The sequence below is a fragment of the Pseudomonas sp. LBUM1669 genome, from assembly GCF_059695705.1.
This window is the reverse complement of the sequence record NZ_CP166784.1, coordinates 3,832,109-3,851,003: the sequence shown is the minus strand read 5'-3', so window position 1 is coordinate 3,851,003 and position 18,895 is coordinate 3,832,109. Positions and strand designations below refer to the sequence as shown.

General features: G+C 59.2%; 19 protein-coding genes and 4 pseudogenes. 6 read left to right on the top strand and 17 right to left on the bottom strand.

The window, feature by feature from the left end:
• Positions 1–159: 159 nt before the first annotated feature.
• The 5 genes and pseudogenes from ACA051_RS17915 to ACA051_RS17895 form a co-directional block, all read right to left on the bottom strand.
• A complete protein-coding gene (locus tag ACA051_RS17915) occupies positions 160–459 on the bottom strand; it encodes a hypothetical protein (protein ID WP_497303635.1) in 300 nt (99 codons plus the stop codon).
• 115 nt (positions 460–574) lie between these two features.
• Positions 575–1,192 carry an NADPH-dependent F420 reductase gene (locus tag ACA051_RS17910; RefSeq protein ID WP_497375591.1) on the bottom strand — a complete coding sequence of 206 codons (618 nt, stop codon included), beginning with the start codon at positions 1,190–1,192 and terminating at the stop codon, positions 575–577.
• Positions 1,193–1,363: 171 nt separating this feature from the next.
• Positions 1,364–1,921: pseudogene (locus ACA051_RS17905) on the bottom strand (hypothetical protein); the annotation flags it as partial.
• Positions 1,922–1,973: 52 nt separating this feature from the next.
• A complete protein-coding gene (locus tag ACA051_RS17900; RefSeq protein WP_497371196.1) occupies positions 1,974–2,468 on the bottom strand; it encodes a PaaI family thioesterase in 495 nt (164 codons plus the stop codon).
• Between the two features lie 80 nt (positions 2,469–2,548).
• Positions 2,549–3,553: a LacI family DNA-binding transcriptional regulator gene (locus tag ACA051_RS17895; protein WP_497375589.1), complete on the bottom strand. Its 1,005-nt coding sequence runs from the start codon at positions 3,551–3,553 to the stop codon at positions 2,549–2,551.
• Positions 3,554–3,780: 227 nt separating this feature from the next.
• Between ACA051_RS17895 and ACA051_RS17890 the strand changes: the two genes are divergently transcribed.
• The 3 genes from ACA051_RS17890 to ACA051_RS17880 are packed head-to-tail and all read left to right on the top strand — an operon-like array spanning position 3,781 to position 7,303.
• Positions 3,781–4,920 (top strand): Gfo/Idh/MocA family protein, encoded by a 1,140-nt coding sequence (locus tag ACA051_RS17890; protein WP_497310620.1) that lies wholly within the window; start codon positions 3,781–3,783, stop codon positions 4,918–4,920.
• Positions 4,917–6,014, top strand: a complete 1,098-nt coding sequence (locus ACA051_RS17885; protein ID WP_497310619.1) for a sugar phosphate isomerase/epimerase family protein — start codon at positions 4,917–4,919, stop codon at positions 6,012–6,014. The genes ACA051_RS17890 and ACA051_RS17885 overlap by 4 nt, the downstream gene beginning before the upstream one ends.
• Positions 6,015–6,070: 56 nt before the next feature.
• Positions 6,071–7,303 (top strand): nucleoside permease, encoded by a 1,233-nt coding sequence (locus ACA051_RS17880; protein WP_497371194.1) that lies wholly within the window; start codon positions 6,071–6,073, stop codon positions 7,301–7,303.
• Here the strand turns inward: ACA051_RS17880 and ACA051_RS17875 are convergent.
• From ACA051_RS17875 to ACA051_RS17855, 5 genes and pseudogenes are all read right to left on the bottom strand, one after another.
• A complete protein-coding gene (locus ACA051_RS17875) occupies positions 7,288–7,980 on the bottom strand; it encodes a class I SAM-dependent methyltransferase (protein WP_497371192.1) in 693 nt (230 codons plus the stop codon). The two genes, ACA051_RS17880 and ACA051_RS17875, sit on opposite strands and share 16 nt — an antisense overlap.
• A gap of 112 nt (positions 7,981–8,092) precedes the next feature.
• Positions 8,093–8,623 (bottom strand): glyoxalase superfamily protein, encoded by a 531-nt coding sequence (locus tag ACA051_RS17870; protein WP_497303628.1) that lies wholly within the window; start codon positions 8,621–8,623, stop codon positions 8,093–8,095.
• Positions 8,624–8,924: 301 nt separating this feature from the next.
• Positions 8,925–9,797: pseudogene (locus ACA051_RS17865) on the bottom strand (TonB-dependent siderophore receptor); the annotation flags it as partial.
• Between the two features lie 18 nt (positions 9,798–9,815).
• Positions 9,816–11,180, bottom strand: a complete 1,365-nt coding sequence (locus ACA051_RS17860; RefSeq protein WP_497371190.1) for a TonB-dependent siderophore receptor — start codon at positions 11,178–11,180, stop codon at positions 9,816–9,818.
• Positions 11,181–11,450: 270 nt separating this feature from the next.
• Positions 11,451–11,649, bottom strand: a pseudogene (locus tag ACA051_RS17855) (hypothetical protein).
• Positions 11,650–11,859: 210 nt separating this feature from the next.
• On the opposite strand from ACA051_RS17855, the gene ACA051_RS17850 reads away from it, so the two are divergent.
• Complete coding sequence (locus tag ACA051_RS17850) at positions 11,860–12,537, top strand: TetR/AcrR family transcriptional regulator (RefSeq protein ID WP_497371188.1); 678 nt, start codon at positions 11,860–11,862, stop codon at positions 12,535–12,537.
• 123 nt (positions 12,538–12,660) lie between these two features.
• Entirely contained in the window at positions 12,661–13,383 is a 723-nt protein-coding gene (locus ACA051_RS17845) for a DUF695 domain-containing protein (RefSeq protein WP_497371186.1), read from the top strand.
• 59 nt (positions 13,384–13,442) lie between these two features.
• Here the strand turns inward: ACA051_RS17845 and ACA051_RS17840 are convergent.
• A pseudogene (locus ACA051_RS17840) lies at positions 13,443–14,111 on the bottom strand (alpha/beta fold hydrolase); the annotation flags it as partial.
• A gap of 56 nt (positions 14,112–14,167) precedes the next feature.
• On the opposite strand from ACA051_RS17840, the gene ACA051_RS17835 reads away from it, so the two are divergent.
• On the top strand, positions 14,168–14,371 hold the full coding sequence (locus ACA051_RS17835; protein WP_497371184.1) for a hypothetical protein: 204 nt from the start codon (positions 14,168–14,170) through the stop codon (positions 14,369–14,371).
• A 50-nt stretch (positions 14,372–14,421) separates the two neighbouring features.
• Here the strand turns inward: ACA051_RS17835 and ACA051_RS17830 are convergent, their stop codons facing one another.
• The 6 genes from ACA051_RS17830 to ACA051_RS17805 form a co-directional block, all read right to left on the bottom strand.
• A complete protein-coding gene (locus tag ACA051_RS17830; RefSeq protein ID WP_497371182.1) occupies positions 14,422–14,877 on the bottom strand; it encodes a glycine zipper 2TM domain-containing protein in 456 nt (151 codons plus the stop codon).
• 181 nt (positions 14,878–15,058) lie between these two features.
• Positions 15,059–15,382, bottom strand: coding sequence for a hypothetical protein (locus ACA051_RS17825; protein ID WP_497371180.1), 324 nt, complete (start codon positions 15,380–15,382; stop codon positions 15,059–15,061).
• Between the two features lie 132 nt (positions 15,383–15,514).
• Positions 15,515–16,234, bottom strand: coding sequence for an RES family NAD+ phosphorylase (locus tag ACA051_RS17820; RefSeq protein WP_497371178.1), 720 nt, complete (start codon positions 16,232–16,234; stop codon positions 15,515–15,517).
• Positions 16,228–16,632 carry an antitoxin Xre-like helix-turn-helix domain-containing protein gene (locus ACA051_RS17815; protein ID WP_497371176.1) on the bottom strand — a complete coding sequence of 135 codons (405 nt, stop codon included), beginning with the start codon at positions 16,630–16,632 and terminating at the stop codon, positions 16,228–16,230. The genes ACA051_RS17820 and ACA051_RS17815 overlap by 7 nt, the downstream gene beginning before the upstream one ends.
• Positions 16,633–16,808: 176 nt before the next feature.
• Entirely contained in the window at positions 16,809–18,104 is a 1,296-nt protein-coding gene (gene cls, locus ACA051_RS17810; protein WP_497371174.1) for a cardiolipin synthase, read from the bottom strand.
• 193 nt (positions 18,105–18,297) lie between these two features.
• Entirely contained in the window at positions 18,298–18,858 is a 561-nt protein-coding gene (locus tag ACA051_RS17805; protein ID WP_497371172.1) for a lipid-binding SYLF domain-containing protein, read from the bottom strand.
• Positions 18,859–18,895: the final 37 nt, after the last annotated feature.

Below are 18,895 nucleotides of genomic sequence, written 5' to 3'. Positions count from 1 at the left end.
TGGCATTGCGGGCAAAGCTGCACTACCGTGTAGTTGTAAGCGCTCGTGCCGCAGTCCTGTTCTAGTTGAGAGGTAGGTTTTATGAACAACATCATCTACATCGTCGGGTTAGTGGTGGTCGTCGTGGTTGTCCTGTCGTTCCTCGGCTTTGCATAGGTTTCAATGCCTGCACTCCGCCAACACCACTTGGCAGGTGTTCGGCGTGCCACCGGATCGGCCGGCATAGCGGATGCAATTATCCAGGGATTTTTTGCGCGCCATGCTCAAGGTGGTGCCCCAGGCCAGACCACCCTCGCCGGCGGTGGGGAGCGCTTTGGCATAGCAGGCGGAGCCTACGCTTGAGGTTGCATAGCGAGCGGTGGAAGCTTTGTCAGAACATCCCGGGATCAGCGCCAGGCTGATGGCGAGCAGGGAGGGTATGACCCATGACGAGCATTGGCGCGCTGTTTCAACGGTCATCCCATTTCCCCTGTATCAAGAGGCTGCAGGCGTGATTGCGGTCGTGCTCTATTCAGATTAGACGGTGTTGGGCCTGGGCTTGTATCGGTTTCAAAATGCAGCGAGTTTCATAGCGTTAATTCCCCAGCTTTTGCTTGAGTTCGGCCTCACTCCACACGCCGCTGAGCGGGCCGCCCGGCAAACCTTCATTGGCACGCGACAGCGGGAACAGCACCGGTACAAATCCGGCGTCGCGGACCAGCCGCGCACCGACATCCCGGGCCTGGGCATCGTCGGCGAAAACAGGAATCGCCTTGTCTTTGCCCGACAGGTCTTTCATTGAGGCGAAGCCAATGGCGTTGAACGCCCGCGCCAGGTGCACTCCGGGCAGATATTGCCGGTCCGCCGAGGCGACACCCAGATCCAGCGCCTTGCGCCCGACGTCCCCGTCGCGGCCACTGAAGGGGTTGCTGGTGCTGAACAGTACTTTGCCGTCCAGCTTGCCCTTAAGCTGCTCGGACAGCACCGGCATTGCGCCGTAGGGAACACTCAATACGATCACATCGCCCCATGTAGCGGCATCGCCGACCGTGCCGGCCCGAGCGTTGGGGCCAGCCGTCTTGACCAGGTCCGCCAGCTCTTCGGGGTGGCGTGATGAAAACATCACCGAGTGCCCGGCCTTTACCCATAGCGTGCCAAGCGTACCGCCGACCTTGCCGGCGCCGATCACGCCGATATTGAGGGTGTCTGCCATCGCCTGGCTGGTGCACAGGACCAGGCCGGCGAGCATCAGAGAGAAGATTCTGGACATGCACTGGGCTCCTCGGTAGGAAAACGGGTTCGTTTTGCGTGGTTGACCTGAAACTCGCCACGTTCGCTGGCTGCCTGACCATCGATTGCTCGGAATAATCATGCGAAACGCCTCGTTGGTCAGTGAAACGGCTATATCAAGCGCGTTAATCGGCACGTAGATCAACGTTATTATCGAATACGCTTTTCGCGATTTGGCAATGAATGCGCAGACAGGAAGAATAATCATCAGGACATCCAGGGCTCCCCAAAGTGCTACCGGCGATACCTGAAAGAAAATGACATTCACGAAGAGCCCGAGGACAAGAAAAGTCGACAGGGATAGAAGTGCGTAGCGGCCATCCTGTTCGAAGTAAAGGCGAAGCCCGTTTTCCTCGTCCTCACTTCGACTGGGAAGCAATAACGCGGCAGATACGAAAAGCGATAGCGCCAACAGAACGAGCAGTAGAAATTCCGCAAACGAAAAGGTCACTTTTATCGAAGGCAGCGCGTTGACGGCCCACCAGAATTCCATCTGTGTCGTAAACAGCATGATGGCCCAGACCAGCGCGACCCAATCAGGTGCAGCGGCGCGGCGGATGCGGAACACCGTCAACACACCCAGAAGAAGGCGAGTGACGGAGAGCCCCAATATCATCGAGAGTACCGTGGCAACGATTGGGAAGTTGCTCATGACACCTCCTGGTAATTTACGGTACCAACAGACAGTCCTGGGAAGAGGGCAGCTACTGACTGTGCGCAACCGCCGCCAATTGTTCGGTATCCACGCGAACAAAAACGGAGTCTCCAACCGCCGTAAGCACGTCCCCGGCGTAGACCTCGCAGATGACGCGTGTTTTGCGCCCGACATCACCTTCCACTCGGGCACGCAGGGTCAGCGTTACGCCCATCGGGGTTGGTTTGATGAACTTGATGCCAAGGTTGCCGGTGACGCAATTGATGCGGGGGAGGCTGGCGACTTCGCGGTTTTCCGTCCGGTAGTGCCAGGCCATCGCCGTCCAGTTTGAATGACAGTCCACCAGCATCGCGATCAATCCGCCGTACACCAGATCCGGCCAGCCGCAATACATGGGATCAGGCATGTGTTCGGCCATGACATGCACGCCATCTTCATCCCAGAAACTCTTGATGTGAAGCCCGTGCGGATTGCTGCTGCCGCAGCCATAACAAACGCCTTCAGGCGCGGCGGTGTCTTGCAGGGAGGTGTCGAGACTGGACATAACGGGGGTTCCTCAAACAGATGGACCAAACCCCTTGGATTTTAACGCTGCAATCGGGGCGCGGTCACTTGGGTAATCCGTCAGTGCTCCCTGACAACCGCCGTGCTGTTACGCAAGGTCAACTTGAACGGCAACACCACATGCCGCTGTTCGATCGGTTTCTTCTCGATCAGCGCGATCAACATCTCGACGGCTTTCTGGCCAAAAGTTTCGGCCGGTTGCGAGATGGTTGTCAGGGGCGGATCGCAGTACGCCGCGAAGGGGATGTCGTCGAAGCCGACCAATGAAATGTCCTCCGGGACGCGCAAGCCCTGTTGCTTGATGCGTTTCAACGCACCGATAGCCATTTCATCGTTTTCGCAAAACAACGCGGTGGGACGGTCGGGCAGTTCCAGCATGGCGGCGGCGCCGTCATGACCGGCCTTCAGACTGAAATCGCCATGGCAGATCAGCGCGGCATCCGACGTGATACCGGCCTGTTGCAGGGCGTCCTGATAACCGGCCACGCGATCGCGGGTCAGCGGGCTGCTCTTCGGGCCTTTGATCAGGCCGATCCGGCGGTGGCCCAGGTCGATCAAGTGTCCGGTCATGGCCTTGGCGGCCGCGCGGTTGTCGAGACTGATGGTGGGATGACGGCCGCCCTGAATCACCTCGCAGGCATTGACGATCGGCGGTAATTCGGCGCTGGGGAAGGGCGCTTCGAAAGGGTCATAGGCGCGCAACTGGATCACGCCATCGGCCTGATGGGCATACACCAATTCGGCAAATTCCCGTTCGATTTCCTCGCGACCCTGGGTGTCGCACAGCAACAGCCGATACCCGGCGAGTTGGGCGGCTTGTTGCGCGCCGCTGATCACCTTGGCGAAAAAAGTGTTGGCGATGGTCGGTACCAGAATCACCAGGTTGCCGGTTCTGCGCGAGCGAAATTGCACTGCCATCTGGTTCGGTCGATAACCGGCTTTTTCCACGGCGGCGTTGACCTTGTCGCGCGTGTCGGGGAGCACGCGCTCAGGCGACTTCAGCGTTCGGGACACCGTGGCGACGGAGACGCCGGCCAGCCTGGCTACTTCGCGGATATTGGACAAGACCACCTCGTTATCGAACTGTGCAGCGGCGAGCTTAACGCAGGTCGGCCCACCCCTGAAATGTTCGTAGCGATTCATCCGGGGTTTGACACCTGGTCAAACAGGGCCTAAATTTCCGTCACGATGTAACCGGTTACATCGGCTTTCGGATGCATTCCTGAAAAGCCGCCGGAAGCCGCCTCAAACAGAGAAGCGTTGCGATGAGTGTTGCCGTGAAAAAAATAAGAATGGGCTTTGTCGGTGGTGGGGAGGGCGCTTTCATCGGTCAGGCCCACCGTCAGGCCGCCGGGCTCGATGGCCGTTTTGAATTGGTGTGTGGCGCGTTCAGTCGCGACGCCCGCAACAATCAGGACACCGGCGCAGCGCTGGGGTTGTGCGCTTCGCGTTGCTACAGCGACTGGCGGCAGATGCTGGAGGCCGAGCGCGCGCTGCCGGCCGATCAGCGCATGGAGATGCTGATCATTGTCACCCCCAATCACCTGCACGCCCCGATTGCCAGCCAGGCGCTGAGTGCGGGATTTCATGTGTTCAGTGAAAAACCGGCGGCGTTGAATCTGGCCGAGTTGCTGCCGCTCAAGGCTGTGCTTGAGCGCAGCGATCGCCTCTATGGTCTGGCTCACACATACCTGGGTTATCCGATGGTCTGGCAGGCGCGGCAGATGGTTCGCGATGGCGTAATCGGCACTGTGCGCAAGGTGATTGTCGAGTACCCCCAGGGTTGGCTGAGCGAGGATGTGGCGGGGCAGGGCAACAAGCAGGCCGGCTGGCGCGACCTCCCTGAACAGTCCGGGTTGGGCGGCTGCATCGGTGATATCGGCACCCATGCCTTTTCATTGGCCGAATTCGTGGCGGACCAACCCATCCAGCACCTGTGCGCGATGTTGAATACCCATATTGCCAGTCGGCAACTGGACGACGACGCCGCGATGCTGTTCAAGATGGCCGACGGCGCGAGCGGTGTGTTGATTGCCAGCCAGGTCTGCGCGGGTGAGGAGAACCCGTTGAAGATCCGCGTCTACGGCGAAAAGGGCGGCCTGGAATGGCGTCAGGAAGAACCGTCGAGCCTGATCCATCGTTCCCAGGATCAACCGATGCGCGTGCTGCGTTCCGGTGTCGGCCAACCCTGGTTGTGCGACGCCGCGACCCGGCGCATGCGTCTGCCTGCCGGGCATCCCGAGGGGTATCTGGAAGCCATGGCTAATCTCTACGGCGATTTCGCCAACGCGATTCGCAGCAACGTCGACGGCCACGCGGCCCCCGGCGTACCGGGTATCGACGTCGGGCTGCGCGGCATGGCCTTCATCGAAACCGTGATTGCCAACCATCGTGGTGACGCGAAATGGACCGAACTGGTCTGCCCTCAATGAGCCCGGAGCATTCACCCGTGAAACTTACTTCCCAAGCAGGCCTGCGCGGCCCGGGGATTTTCCTCGCGCAGTTCATGTCCGCCGAAGCACCCTTCGACACACTGGCCAATATTGCCCAGTGGGCGGCGTCGCAAGGCTACAAAGCCATCCAGTTGCCGACCCTGGGCACGCAATACATCGACCTGGCCCGCGCCGCCGAAAGTCAGGATTACTGCGACGAATTGAAGGCTGTCTGCGCCCAGGCGGGCGTCGAGATCAGCGAGTTGTCGACGCACCTGCAAGGCCAACTGGTGGCGGTGCATCCGGCGTTCGACGCCTTGTTCGACGACTTTGCCCCCGCGCACCTACGCGGCCAGCCGCAGGCGCGGACCGAATGGGCCATCGAGCAATTGAAGCTAGCGGCCCGTGCCAGTCAGCGCCTGGGTTTGAAGGCCCACGCAACCTTTTCCGGTGCGCTGCTGTGGCCGTATGTCTACCCCTGGCCGCAACGTCCCAGCGGCTTGGTCGATCAAGGCTTTGCTGAACTGGCGAAACGCTGGTTGCCGATTCTTGATTGCTTCGAGGAGGCCGGTGTCGACCTGTGCTACGAAATCCACCCCGGTGAAGACCTGCACGACGGCGCCTCGTTCGAGCGTTTTCTGGAAGCGGTGGATCACCATCCGCGCGCCGCGATTTTGTATGACCCCAGCCATCTGCTGCTCCAGCAAATGGACTACCTGGGTTTCATCGATCGCTACCACGCGCGCATTCGCATGTTTCACGTCAAAGACGCCGAGTTCCGGCCCGATGCGCGCTCGGGTGTCTACGGCGGTTACCAGGGCTGGGTCGAGCGGCCGGGGCGTTTCCGTTCCTTGGGCGATGGCCAGATCGACTTCAAATCGATCTTCAGCAAACTGACCCAATACGACTTCAGCGGTTGGGCCGTGCTTGAGTGGGAGTGTTGCCTGAAGGACTCCGCCCAGGGCGCCGCAGAAGGGGCGGCGTTCATCGCGCAGCACATGATCACCAAGACGCAGAAGGCCTTCGACGATTTCGCCAGCGTGCAGTCGGACGAAGGTTTCAATCGACGATTGCTGGGGTTGCCCGACGCCTGAATACGATGTTTTTCGCTCCTCTCTCCAACAAAAAAAACAATAAGACGGTGACTGTTATGTCGACGATGACCGCGCGCCTGAGCGCCATGATGTTCCTGCAATTTTTTATCTGGGGCGGATGGTTCGTCACCCTCGGTACGTTCCTCGCCAGTAACCTGGGTGCCAGCGGCGGGCAGATCGGCATGGCGTTCTCGACCCAGTCCTGGGGCGCGATCATCGCGCCCTTTGTGATCGGCTTGATCGCCGACCGTTTCTTCAACGCCGAACGCATCCTCGCGGTGCTGCACTTGGTGGGGGCCGTGTTGCTGTATCAGCTGTATCGAGCGCCGGACTTCAGTACGTTTTACCCGTTTGTGCTGGCGTACATGATGGTCTACATGCCGACCTTGGCATTGGTGAATTCAGTGGCGTTCCGGCAGATGAGCGACCCGGCCCTCGAGTTCTCCCGCATCCGCGTGTGGGGCACCATCGGCTGGATCGTGGCCGGTGTGGTGATCAGCTTTGTGTTTGCCTGGGATTCCCAGGCCCTGATTTCGTCAGGCGGGCTGCGCAACACCTTTCTGATGTCGGCAATTGCGTCTCTGGTGCTCGGCTTCTACAGCTTCACCTTGCCACGCACCGCGCCACTGAAGCCTGAGGTGGGCCGCCGCGGCCTCAAGCAAATGCTCGGGCTGGATGCATTGAGTTTGCTGAAGGACCGCAGTTACCTGGTGTTCTTCATCGCCTCCATTCTGATCTGCATTCCGCTGGCGTTTTATTACCAGAACGCCAATCCGTTTCTGGCGGAAATCGGCGTGACCAACCCGACGGCGAAGATGGCCATCGGACAGGTTTCCGAAGTGCTGTTCATGCTGCTTCTGCCGCTGTTCATTCACCGCTTCGGCATCAAGATTGCGCTCTTGGTGGGGATGTTGGCGTGGGCCTTACGGTATTTGCTGTTCGCCTACGGTAACAATGGCGACCTGGCGTTCATGCTGTTTACCGGTATCGCCTTGCACGGTATCTGCTACGACTTCTTCTTCGTGTCCGGCCAGATTTACACCGACGCCAAAGCACCGGAGCGTTTCAGAAGCTCGGCCCAAGGGCTCATTACTTTGGCGACCTACGGCCTGGGCATGCTGATCGGATTCTGGGTCGCAGGGCAGGTGACCGACCACTATGCGCTGACGGGCAGCCATGACTGGAAGCGCATCTGGTTGTTTCCGGCGGGGTTCGCTCTCGCGATATTTTTCTGCTTTGCGCTGGCGTTCAAGGGGCGGCAGGCCGCGGTTGTTCAATCGACCGTCTGAACAGCACCTTGCCCGCATTCGGCGATCAACAGCAACGACTGCGGCACCGGACTTTGCGGGTGCTGCGGTTCTTGCAGGACGGCCAGCCGAAAGCCGGCCATGTCCAGCGCGTTCAGCCAGCTGGACAATGTGCGGAAGTACCACGGCATGGGTTGCCACTGGCCCTTGAACCCGACGAAGGTCTCTTCCCGCCAGGCATCCTGATAGTCGCCCGCCGCGACAGCCCACGGGTGCAGTGTCTGAATCACCAGCGCACCACCAGGGCCGAGCAGGGCGTTCATGGCGGCGAGCAGCGGAATGATGTCCTGGTGCAACAAGGCGAAGTTGGCGTAGATCAGGTCGTAGTCGCGGCCGATGTCCACCTTCGCCTGCACCAACTCGTCATAGCTCGCCACATGCACCTGCGACGACCCCGACGCCCGCGCCGCCTCGACCAGCGTCGCATCGCCATCCACCCCGACTGCCGAGATGCCTCGTTGAGCCAGCGCGCGCAACAGCCAGCCTTCGCCGCAGCCCAGATCGAGCACGCGCTCGGGTTGGCGGCCCAGCACTGCCAGCAGGATGGCCTGGTCGGTGACCGTGCGGCGGCTTTCGATGGCGCCGCTGCGGATGGCTTCGATCCAGGCGTGGGCGTTGTGGTGCCAGCTGTCGAGGAGGGTGGATTCTGAGGCGGCCATGTCGGTGTCTGGCGTTGTGGGTTGGATAGAAGGATAGGACAAGTATCAAGGTTGACTGATTTCTCAGGGGGGCGCCAAACGGGCCGGGTCACCCCCAGCCCGCCAGTCAGGATCAGCTTTGGCAGAACCGAATGCGGTTGCCGAATGGGTCATACACTTCCAGCACTTGCCCCCAACCTTGCTGAACGATATCTGGCCGTCCGTATCCGTAGCGTTTGCCCTGTAATTCGTCGCGCAACAGTTCGATATTGTGCATCGGGACAAATATCGTCGATCCCGGGCTCGCATCGCCATGATGTTCGGAAAGATGGAGCTGCAGACCGTTTCGGCTGATGCCCAGGTACAGCGGCAGATCCGCTTCGAACCGGTGCTCGAATTCGACGCTGAAGCCTAGAAAATCAAGGTAGAACTCGCGCGCCTTGGTTTCGTCAAACATCCGCAATATCGGGATGGCTTTATCGAAGGTAATGGCGTGTTGGTCAGGTTCCTGGGAAAGCATCGCAGACGCGGTGTTCCAGTCCTTGTAGCCCAACTGATGCGCGACCAGTTCAAGCGCGGTTGAGTGAGACGCGGCTTGATTGCGCGCCTCAAGCGAGGCACGCAGCCTCTTGGCCATCTGCTTGGCTTGTTCGATTGAAAACATCGTTCCTCCTGTAGCCTAGGCACTCTGGTGCTCGCGTTGCCAAACCTCGGCTCTCAAGAGATGCGACAGGATTTGGGGGGAGAAGCAATGCTTTCACCTTTCCCTTCGGAAGCGAGCGGCGGGCAGCATCGGCCCGGGGCTGATGATACACAGCGGTCAATGAGTGCGGAAGTCAGGAGCAGGCGAAACGAGAGCATTGGCCTATTCATTAGAAAGCACAACACCGGCGCAAGGCCGGTGTTGTGCTTTCTTCGTGGTGTGCACCTTGGCTGGCGGACAGCCGCGTCACCCACCGGGTGCCTTAGAAGCGGTACTTCGCCGACGCCGTAATGCTGCGCGGTGCGCCGTATGTCAGGGCGCCGTAGGCATCGAAGATGTCGAAGTACTTCTCGTCGGTGACGTTGTTGGCATTCACCTGGCCCGAGAGGTTTTCGGTGAACTCGTAGCGAGCCATCAGGTTGACCAGGGCATAGGCATCCTGCTGGATTTTCTCGGAATTGCCGGCCGGATTGAGGGCGTAGGTGTAGATCGAATCCTGCCAGTTAACCCCGCCGCCGATGGTCAGCTTGTTGAAAGCACCTGGCAGGCGGTAAGTGGTAAAGGTGCGCAGCAACTTGGTCGGGTACAGCGTGTTGACGTCGTCGCCGTTGGCATCTTCGGCCGTGAACTGGGTGTAACCCACCGATGCATTCCAGTCCGTCGCGAGCTCGCCGGAAACTTCCAGCTCGAAACCCTTGCTGGTCGCGCCTTCACTTGCCTCGTAGGCGAAGCCGCCGACCGGGTTTGAAGGATCGATCAGCACGCCGGTGTTCTGGCCCAGATTGTCTTGTTTGATCTGGAAAACCGCCGCGGAGGCGTTCAAGCGGCCACCGAAGTACTCACCCTTGAGGCCCAATTCAGTGCTCTCACCAACGATCGGCTCCAGTTCCTGGCCACTGCGGTCGCGTACCGATTGCGGCAGGAAAATTTCTGTGTAGCTGGCATACGCCGAGAGGTTGTCGGTGAGGTCGTAGACAATACCTGCATAGGGCGTCAGCTCATGATCGACATCGGTCTTGCTCACTTCCGAGAAGATGTCATCACTGGTCTTCTCGTACCAGCTCTCACGCGCACCAAGGATCACTTTCAAATCGTCGGTCACGTTCAGGCGGGTTGCTGCGTACAGGCCCTTCTGGCGGGTCTCGCTGTAACCTTAGTCGGTCCTCGGGCCCCATACCGGTTCTGCGAAATTACCGTTGTAGGAATCGAAATCGGCGACACCGTCAAAGCCTGTTTGCGCGTCGAGTGAATCGGCGTCGAACTTCTGCTTGCTGTCCACATAGCCGAAGGCCAATTCGTGCTCACGACCCAGGAATGAGAACGGACCATTGAAGCGGATGCCGTAGTCATCCTGGGTGGTCTCGGTCTTGTAGGTCGCCGGGAACGAAAACATCCCGGAGCTGCCGTTCCTGCCTGGGTTGCCGGACAGGTACAGCAGGGAAGAGTCGCCGGTGCGCTCGCCACGGTTGTAGCTCAGATTGACTTGCCAGTCGTTGGCAAAGGTGTGATCAAGATTGACGAAGTAGGTCTCGTAGGTCGTGTCCCACTTGCTCCATTTGGCGGAGGTTGACTTCGAGCGGCTCCAGTTGGTGCGGCCGCCGTCTGCGTACCAGACTGGCAGGCCACCCCACATCGGCGAGTCGGCGTTGCTTTCTTGCCGGCTCAAGCCGAACCAGAGCGTGGTGTCGGGCGTCAGGTCGATATCCATCGTGCCGTAGAGGGTCTGGCGCTTGTTCGAGTTCATATCGATCCACGTGTCGCCCTCGTTGGTCTCCCCGACCAGCCGCGCGCGAACGGTGCCTTCCTCGTTCAGCGCCGTGGACACATCGGCCTCGACACCATAGGTGTCCCAGGTGCCGGCGCTCAGTTCTACAGAACCCTTCAGGTCTTTACTGTTGGCGCGCTTGCGCACCATGTTGATGGACGCGGATGGATCGCCGGCACCGGTCATCAGACCGTTGGCGCCGCGTACTACTTCAACGCGGTCATACATGGCCAGGCTGCTGAAAATTTCACCCGAACTCCATGGCTGCTCGTAGATGGTGGGCACGCCATCGATCATCAGCGAGTTGAGTTCAAAACCACGGGCGTTGAACTGCGCCCGGCTGGTCTCGTAGCGGTTGACCGACACACCGGTGGCATTGTTGACCACGTCGAGGATCGTATGCAGATCCTGGTCCTGTATGCGTTGCTGAGTGATGACGCTGACCGACTGCGGCGTCTCCCGCAGCGACATGCTCAACGGCGTGGCCGTGCGTGCCGCCTCAGTCGTGTAGGAGTTGGTGTCTTCGGTGACGGCGCTACGTTCGCGAATGGCCGTCTCAGTGATCGCGATAGGGGCCAAGGTCACAGAGCTTCCAGTCTCCGTCTGCTCAGTCTGCTCCGCCGCCTGCACGATGGGCGCAGTGATGGCGATACCGGCTGCCAGCATGTGCACTGCGAGCGCCAGGGGGCGCAGGGTCGAAGGCAAGCGCGGCGTCACGAAGGTTTGTGTACACGGGGAGATTGGGGCGGTCATGCGGACACTCATTTGGTTTTGCTGTTATTGAGAATCCGTATCATACGCAATAGAAATTGATTCCGTAATGGGATTTATAAGCATATGAGATTTATTATCAAGTGTGCCGCGTCCAGCGTAATGCCGTGCACGCTTGGAGCGGTGCGACGCCGATCGTAGACACTGGCTTGATCGGACCGCCGTCGGATAATGTCGGAGGCAGCAATCGATCCGAGGCCGAATCACCCCAGACCGATACGCTGCCCAAAAAGCGGCGACTTGTTTAGCGCGTCAAGACAGGCGCGATTCGCCTGTCGGGCTGCTCAAGTACACGGCCGTCGCACCGATGCGCGAGAACACCAGCCACACAAACAGCAGCACACTGCAACCGATGAGGAGGGAGGCAACGCCAATCATTGATATGGGCATGTACCGCGAAGAGCGAGTGGTCGCCGGAAGCGCCCATCACCACGCCCAGCGTCACGCCGATAGCAAAGCAGAGGGCTGCGAGCCGAAATCAGGTCCGCGAACGGGGTGTGTGATTCTGGCATTCACCTCATGCGCCCTGAGGCGCGTTCAGTTGCTAAAACAATTGAAGTGAAGTCGCCAAACGGTCCTGTGGGCGACCTCTTGTTGGTTGGATATCGAGTGTCCATTATGAGACTCGTGTCTCACGACAAGACAGGGTCTCATTTCTTCCATGATAAATTCGAAGTCAAGCCCGTCCAGCGGTAGCGGCGATCAGGGCCGCGACAACCAGAAGCGCCGAACGCGACAGGCGCTGATCGATGCCGCCGTCGCCTTGCGCGACGAGGGCCATAACCCGACGGTTGCGCAAGTGGCCGAGCGCGCGATGGTGTCGCGCGCCACGGCATATCGTTACTTTCCCTCGACAGAGGCGTTGATCAGCGAGACGGCGGCAGACCGTGACATGACGCCGCTGGAGCAGATCTGGCGGCCGGGGGACGATCCGGTAAAGGGCATCGGTCTGGCGGCAAACGCGCTGAACAAGCTCTTGATCGACGACGAGATCGGCCTGCACGTGATGGAGCGTTCGTTCATGACGGTGTGGCTCGAAAACGAATCCCGTGAGGCACCCCTGCGACCGGGCCGACGCATGAGCTACATCGAACCGATTGTCGACTCGCTGAAGGACGTGCTTTCACCCCGGGCGCGAAAGCGATTGAAGCAGGCGCTGTCGATCGTCATGGGCACCGAGGCGTTGATCGCCGTGCGCGATATCAGTCGCGCGAGCGTCGAAGAGTCACTCGGCGCCGCCGCCTGGGCGGCTCGGGCACTGGTGCGTCAGGCACTGGCGGAGGATGAAGAGGCACGACGAAAACGCAATACGATGAGCTCGCGGTCTTCTGCACCATGACACGGGCTATCCCTAAACTGCCTGTGATCCGGGCCGATACCTATCAAACGCAAAGACGGCCGCTTCTCGCTGTTCAATAGAAAACCCCCACCATTGTTCGTCACACCCTCCAAGGACGGTACTTTGAATCACGTCAACACCCTCGCGCCTCAAACATTCACCACCGTATCGCCCCTGGTTTGGTTATCGGTACTGGCAAGCGTGCTCCTGGCCGGGTGTTCCAGTTCGCCCCCATCGGTCAGTCCGGTCTATCGCGACCCCTGCCTGGATGACGGCCCGGTCAACAGCGTGGCCTACGATACGTGTGTGCAGGATCGGGAATTCGACAAAGCCTTGGCATACAAGGTGATTTTCGAAGATATCGGGCCTTCTTTCCAGCAACAAGAACTCGCCGAGCCGGCTGAAGATGACTTTCAGCTGTCCGATTTTCCAGACAGAGAAGGCCCCATGACCTTCGATGTGACTCCGTCGATATCCGCGACTGAAAAGCAGGCGTTGCCGTTCAAAATCAGGGTCACCTGGAAATACGTCTCCAAGACTGTCCGGCCAAGGTCCCGGGACCTGGTCCGGATGGATGAAATGCAAGCCCTGATACAGCCGGCTGTGGAGGAGAAGGGGTTAGCGAAGTTGGTGTGCACGGTCACCGGTGAGAAACGGCGCGTGTGGACCTTCTACACCCGAAACGCCGATGCTTTCATCGCTCGGGCACAGGCCGCCTTGGCACCGACCGGGCCATACCCTGTCGAGTTGAGTGCAGGCAAAGAACCCGCGTGGCGCGCCGACGAGCTCACCGGAGACAACCTGCATCGGGAGATCCGGATCACGCCAAAACGGTGCATGGAATGATGTAAAACGGGATGCGGCCTGCCCATCAAAACAATGGGCAGGCCCGTGCAGTGTAGCTTTCAGCGCAAGGAGCGAAAGGCTGCACGCAGTTCGTTGGCGAACAACTCAGGCTGTTCCCAGGCTGCGAAATGGCCGCCCTTATCGACTTCGTTGAAGTAGATCAGGTTGGGGTAGGCGCGCTCGGTCCAGGTTTTCGGCGCCTGATAGATTTCGCCGGGGAACACTGTCACGGCGACGGGGATCTTGATATCCCGGGTCTTCTGTTCCACGGCGTTGAAGTTGTTGGTGTTGTTTTCCCAGTACAGGCGAGCGGAAGAGATCGCGCTGTTGGTCAGCCAATACAGCGAAATACCGTCGAGGATCTCGTCCTTGGTCAGGGATTTTTCCGCGTCGCCGCCGCTGTAGGTCCACTGGTTGAATTTGTCGAACATCCACGCGGCCAAGCCTGCGGGTGAATCCGACAAGCCGTAGCCGACGGTTTGTGGCCGGGTGCTCATCATGGCGCCGTAGGCCGCGTTTTTGCCGAAGAAGGTTTTCAGCGACTCATAGGCCGCGGTCTCCTTGGCCGACAGACCAGAGGGAGGCGGGGTGCCGTCGTTGATCGCCTTGGCGACATCGGCTGGCACGGTGGCCGGCATGTTCACATGGATCCCCAGCAAGCCGGGCGGTGCCTGGCGTCCCATGGCGTCGGCGATCACCGAACCCCAGTCGCCACCTTGCGACACGTAGCGCTATCGGCCGCCAGGATCTGGCGATCAGCGCAAAGTTCTCCGAGGGTTACAGGGTGCTGGTGCGGGCGTTTGAGCGCAGGGTCGCCGTCAACAATCCGGATGTCGACGCGTTGGCCATCGCCATGGGCATCGTTGCGGCCATGGTCGGCGCGCTCTCGTTTGCACGGGCCACGACGAAGGCGCGGCCGGAAGTATCGGCTCAGGTGCTGCGGGGCGTGCGTCTGATGATCGATGCTGCGCTGGGTAAAACGGTGTAGCGGGAAGTCTGCCGCAAGGGCACCTTGCGGCTGGGGTCTGCGACACAGGACTAACTTTGTGGCACCACCCGCGCTTCGCTACCGGCACCCTCGACATAAACGTTCATGCCTTTGGTCAGCGCCGGGTTTATGGGTTGGGTCACTGAAACCAATACGCCGCTGTTGGTCCGCACGATGATCTGCTGTGCGTCCTTCGGTTGATCGTATTTTTTCTTCTCCGCGTAGTTTCCGCCTGCCGCACCAGCCAGCGCGCCGGCGACCATCGCAACGTCCCGACCGGTGCCACCGCCGACCAGGCTGCCAAGAGCTACACCGCCGATGCCGCCTAATATGGCGCCCACGCCGCTGTCGTGGTTGGTCTGCATCTGCGTCTGCGTAATCTGCTCGATTTTCCCCGAGCGAATTTCCATCTCGCCCGCGCCTCCGCTCCCGGCGTCGACCGCGACACAGGAGCACAGCGCCATACCCAACAGCGCAGTCGTCAACCAGCAAGCGATAGTTTTCATAGTCAAACTCCAGGATGTTCGAAGAAGTGATCTCGCAAACGCGTCAACTCACGTTAGACGAAAAAATGGAGCATGGGCCGGATCAGCTGCCGATGCGTGATCATTGAGTAAATGGAACGCGTAAAAAAGCCCGGCTGATCAGGCCGGGCTTTTCGTTGAGTGCATCGGTAAAGCCATTCATTTATGCAGCGCGGCTTTCGATCAGACGGTCGGATCCACCTTCCGCGACGCGGTTTTCGATCAGACGGTCGGAACCACCTTCGGCAACGCGGTTCTCAATCAGGCGATCGGAACCACCTTCAGCGACGCGGTTTTCGATCAAACGATCGGAACCACCTTCAGCGACGCGATTCTCGATCAGACGGTCGGAACCACCTTCAGCAACGCGGCTTTCAATCAAACGATCCGAGCCGCCTTCAGCGACAACCGGGTGAGCAGAAGAAGCGGCGAAAGCGTTAACTGCAAAAACCGAGAAAGCGATGCTGAGAAGGAGTTGGCGTTTCATGAGGGTGTGCTCCGGGGTGTAGTTGTTGGGTATGGAGCCGATGGTACGCCGCGGATTTTTTATGAGAACTTCATTGAGTTGATGGTGACTATCGACGCAGGCAATGAATGCGAAAGGCCCGGTCCAGAAGCTTCAGGCTTCGCTGATCTTGCTGATCTTGCTGATCTTGCTGATCTTGCTGATACTGGTGACCTGACCATTCCAGACCATCTCGTAATGCGCTGTTTGAATGATTGATAAAACCGGCTTGGGCGTCATCAGCGCCCAGCAATAACTGCCCTGCATCCGCACCGAGTGGTAACGAATGCCAGGACAGCGCGCCTCTTTAACGGACTTGCCCAAGCGCCGCGAGTGGGTGTAATCGTCAGGGTCATAAACCGGATCAGTCAGTGCAATGGCGGCCGCATCTTTCATCGCCACATCCACGAAAGCGCAGGACAACCCCCGAAACACAAACCGCTCATAGTTAAGTTTCGGGACATTTGACCAGTACAGGCTCTGGTGATGCCGCACCTCGGCTAACGCCGTGTCCATGGAGTCCGCCAGGTACAACACCCCAAAACGGCCATCGCTGAACCGCGAACCCGCCGGGTTGACATGGGTAAACGGCGCCGTCGCATAAGAGCAGCCAGGGATGCCGAACGGGATCTGATCCCGCGCAATCAACTCAAGATGACCCACTTCATTCTTCAGCCGGGGATTGGTCAGCGCCTGAATCTGATACAGCACCTCAAACTCGTCCGCATCCGCCACGTCATCAAACATCGCAATCGGTGGAAACTTCGAATTGACCAATCGATAAGCCTGCAACTGTTCGCCGGCCAGTTCTGCCAGTTCGTTCACCGTCACCATTGCGCACCACGCAGCACGTCAATGCGCTTGAAGGTTTCATACAAGGAAATCATGTCGCCCTGAGCCATGATCTCCAGCGGACTGCGCCCATTGAAAAACTCGTTGTGGTTGGCCATCGAAGGGAAGCCGTAAACGTTATCCGGGTTATCAAACACCAGGCGCAGTGCGGCGTGGATGTTAAGGACAAAACTGATGCGTTGCATCTGGTCTGAATCCAGCGCTACGGACCACGAAGGATCGCGCTGCCGGGCGCGGGTGTAGGTGCTTCGGGAGATGCGCAGGATGCGACAGGCCTGATCGCTGGAGGCGCTCCATTTTTCGAGGATGCCGACGGCGGCGCGCAGACCGGTGACGCATTGGGCCTTGGTAAAGGTTTGTTCCTGAAGGGGGACTGCCATGTTCTATGCCTTGCGTTGAATCCATAGACTCAAAACTATCTTGATTGAATCTACGGAGCAAGGCTGTCTCGACCAGTGGGATCTGAGGTTGCAGAGTGGGCAGCCGACGTCGTCGTTCGTAGGATTATCGTCGCTTGGCATAAGGCAAATGTCATCTCCCAGCGACGCCACTCGACTCAGAGCCAGTATTCCCAGAGTCGCGCCATCTGCTCCTTGGCTTTCACCGCGAGCGAGCGGCGCTGCCACTTTTCCAGCTTGATTTCGTTCGACTTGGCCAGATCCGCCATGAATGCCGCCTGCATCTTCTTTCCGAACTCGGTGCCCAGCACAACCACGTTGACTTCATCGTTGTGCAGAAAGCTGCGCCAGTCGAAGTTGGTGGAGCCGACACTCGACCACACACCATCGATGACTGCTGTTTTGACGTGGAGCAGCGCGTCGCGGCGTTCGTAAAGCTTGACGTTAGCCTTCAGCAATTCGCTGTAGTAGGCGCGTCCGGCATGAAACACCAGTGACGAATCGGTGCTGCTGGGCAGCACCAGCTTGACGTCGACGCCTCGGGCCGCCGCCTCCTTGAGTGCTGTTAGTAACTGCGGATCGGGCACAAAGTAGGCGTTCGTCAGCCATATCTCGGTCTGCGCGCTATGCAGCGCCGAAATCAGCGTCGCGTAGATCAGGCTGAACGGCTCATCTGGCGAGCTGCCGATGGCGCGAACCACCTCGGTGCCTTTGCGCTCCTGTGGCGGAAAGTAGTGGCGAGCGGCGAGCGGTTCACCTTTCTGGGCCGTCCATGTTCCGATGAACAGCTTCTGCAGTTCCGAAACCACCGGCCCCTCGACGCGCAAGTCGGTATCGCGCCAGGGCAAATCACCATTGGGGCGAGTCTTCGAGTGAGAGCTGAACGAGCCCCCCGAATAGACGCTGCTGATATTGATCCCGCCAAGAAAGGCAATACGGCCGTCCACTATCAGCAGCTTTCGGTGGTCGCGCTGGTTCACGTCCCAGCCCACTTTGGCCGTCGCCGGATTGACCGGGTTGTACTCCAGCACCTTGATGCCCGCTTCGGTCAAACGAGAGAAAAACGCTGAGGGTGTTCCGAGGGTTCCGACGCTGTCACGGATCAGATTGACCTGCACACCTTTGTGTTGCTGAGCGATCAGTGCGGCGGCGAAGCGCTGGCCGACTTCATCATCGTCGAGGATGTAGGTCTCCATGTTGATGTGGTCGCGCGCACCTTCCACGGCTTTGATCATCGACTGGTAGGTGGTGGGGCCGTCCTGCAGCAAGTCGACCTTGTTTCCTTCCGTTAGCGGGCTACCGACAACGGATTCTTCGATGGCGAGGTGCACATCGAAGATGTTGGTTTCTGCGCCGGTGGACTTGAGTCGGTCGAGAATGGCTTTGCTGCGCTCGGCCGACAGAGGTCCGTGTACCCCGTCGAGTTGCACAGGCGCAGAGGGCGCGCGAGCCATGTCGGGCACTATCCTCGGCAATGTACTGCAGGAAATCACCAATGTCAGGAACGCAGCCACGCACAGCACCAAAGGAATACAGGCACCCTTGCATCTGGTTAGAAGATTCATCAGGCCACCTCTTGGCGAGGACGGTGATAACGCTCTGTCCGGGCGTCTTGCGGACGACGCAAGGCGCCTTGATGGACGGGTTTCAGCGCTTGATCAGGGAGATCTTCGTGCCTTCGATGCTGACCCCGGCCATTAACCCTTGCTGGTCAAATATGAACGCGTAGGCATCGTCCTTCAGTGTCGAACTGGACAGGTTCTTCGAGATCCCTTCATCCACGACAACGACGGTGGGCCCTACGCCGATTTCCCAGCCCTTGGTTTCGCGAACATAGTTCACGGCTTTGTCGGTCATCAGGAAAACCACATAGCCATACGACTGGGCACCGGCCTGCAGCCCCCATGACCCCGTTACGGAGTTGTAATAACCCTCAACTGTCTTGCCTTTGAACAAAACGCCTTCGCCATAGCTGCCACCAAACACAAGGCCGGCCTTGATGATTTTCGGGAAGACCAGTATCGCTTTGGCGTTGTGCGACATGGTCTCGGCAAATGGATGAGTCTTGTAGAGCGTTTGCAACGCTTGCCGAGAGTCGGTATTCAGATCCTCGGCGGTTGCCGCAGCGGCAGAGTTCAGGAGGCTCGCTGATGCCAGTGAGATAATCGCGAGGACCATGGATAGGAAGAACCGCATTGACTGAGTCATTTTCGTACTCCGATAAGGGAGCATTGGATGTGAGCAG

Excerpts from the sequence above, each read along its gene's own strand:
- ACA051_RS17915 (WP_497303635.1), bottom strand. The coding sequence starts at position 459 with ATGACCGTTGAAACAGCGCGCCAATGCTCGTCATGGGTCATACCCTCC.
- ACA051_RS17910 (WP_497375591.1), bottom strand. The coding sequence starts at position 1,192 with ATGGCAGACACCCTCAATATCGGCGTGATCGGCGCCGGCAAGGTCGGC.
- ACA051_RS17900 (WP_497371196.1), bottom strand. The coding sequence starts at position 2,468 with ATGTCCAGTCTCGACACCTCCCTGCAAGACACCGCCGCGCCTGAAGGC.
- ACA051_RS17890 (WP_497310620.1), top strand. The coding sequence starts at position 3,781 with ATGGGCTTTGTCGGTGGTGGGGAGGGCGCTTTCATCGGTCAGGCCCAC.
- ACA051_RS17885 (WP_497310619.1), top strand. The coding sequence starts at position 4,917 with ATGAGCCCGGAGCATTCACCCGTGAAACTTACTTCCCAAGCAGGCCTG.
- ACA051_RS17880 (WP_497371194.1), top strand. The coding sequence starts at position 6,071 with ATGTCGACGATGACCGCGCGCCTGAGCGCCATGATGTTCCTGCAATTT.
- ACA051_RS17875 (WP_497371192.1), bottom strand. The coding sequence starts at position 7,980 with ATGGCCGCCTCAGAATCCACCCTCCTCGACAGCTGGCACCACAACGCC.
- ACA051_RS17870 (WP_497303628.1), bottom strand. The coding sequence starts at position 8,623 with ATGTTTTCAATCGAACAAGCCAAGCAGATGGCCAAGAGGCTGCGTGCC.
- ACA051_RS17860 (WP_497371190.1), bottom strand. The coding sequence starts at position 11,180 with ATGACCGCCCCAATCTCCCCGTGTACACAAACCTTCGTGACGCCGCGC.
- ACA051_RS17850 (WP_497371188.1), top strand. The coding sequence starts at position 11,860 with ATGATAAATTCGAAGTCAAGCCCGTCCAGCGGTAGCGGCGATCAGGGC.
- ACA051_RS17830 (WP_497371182.1), bottom strand. The coding sequence starts at position 14,877 with ATGAAAACTATCGCTTGCTGGTTGACGACTGCGCTGTTGGGTATGGCG.
- ACA051_RS17825 (WP_497371180.1), bottom strand. The coding sequence starts at position 15,382 with ATGAAACGCCAACTCCTTCTCAGCATCGCTTTCTCGGTTTTTGCAGTT.
- ACA051_RS17820 (WP_497371178.1), bottom strand. The coding sequence starts at position 16,234 with ATGGTGACGGTGAACGAACTGGCAGAACTGGCCGGCGAACAGTTGCAG.
- ACA051_RS17815 (WP_497371176.1), bottom strand. The coding sequence starts at position 16,632 with ATGGCAGTCCCCCTTCAGGAACAAACCTTTACCAAGGCCCAATGCGTC.
- cls (WP_497371174.1), bottom strand. The coding sequence starts at position 18,104 with ATGGCTCGCGCGCCCTCTGCGCCTGTGCAACTCGACGGGGTACACGGA.
- ACA051_RS17805 (WP_497371172.1), bottom strand. The coding sequence starts at position 18,858 with ATGACTCAGTCAATGCGGTTCTTCCTATCCATGGTCCTCGCGATTATC.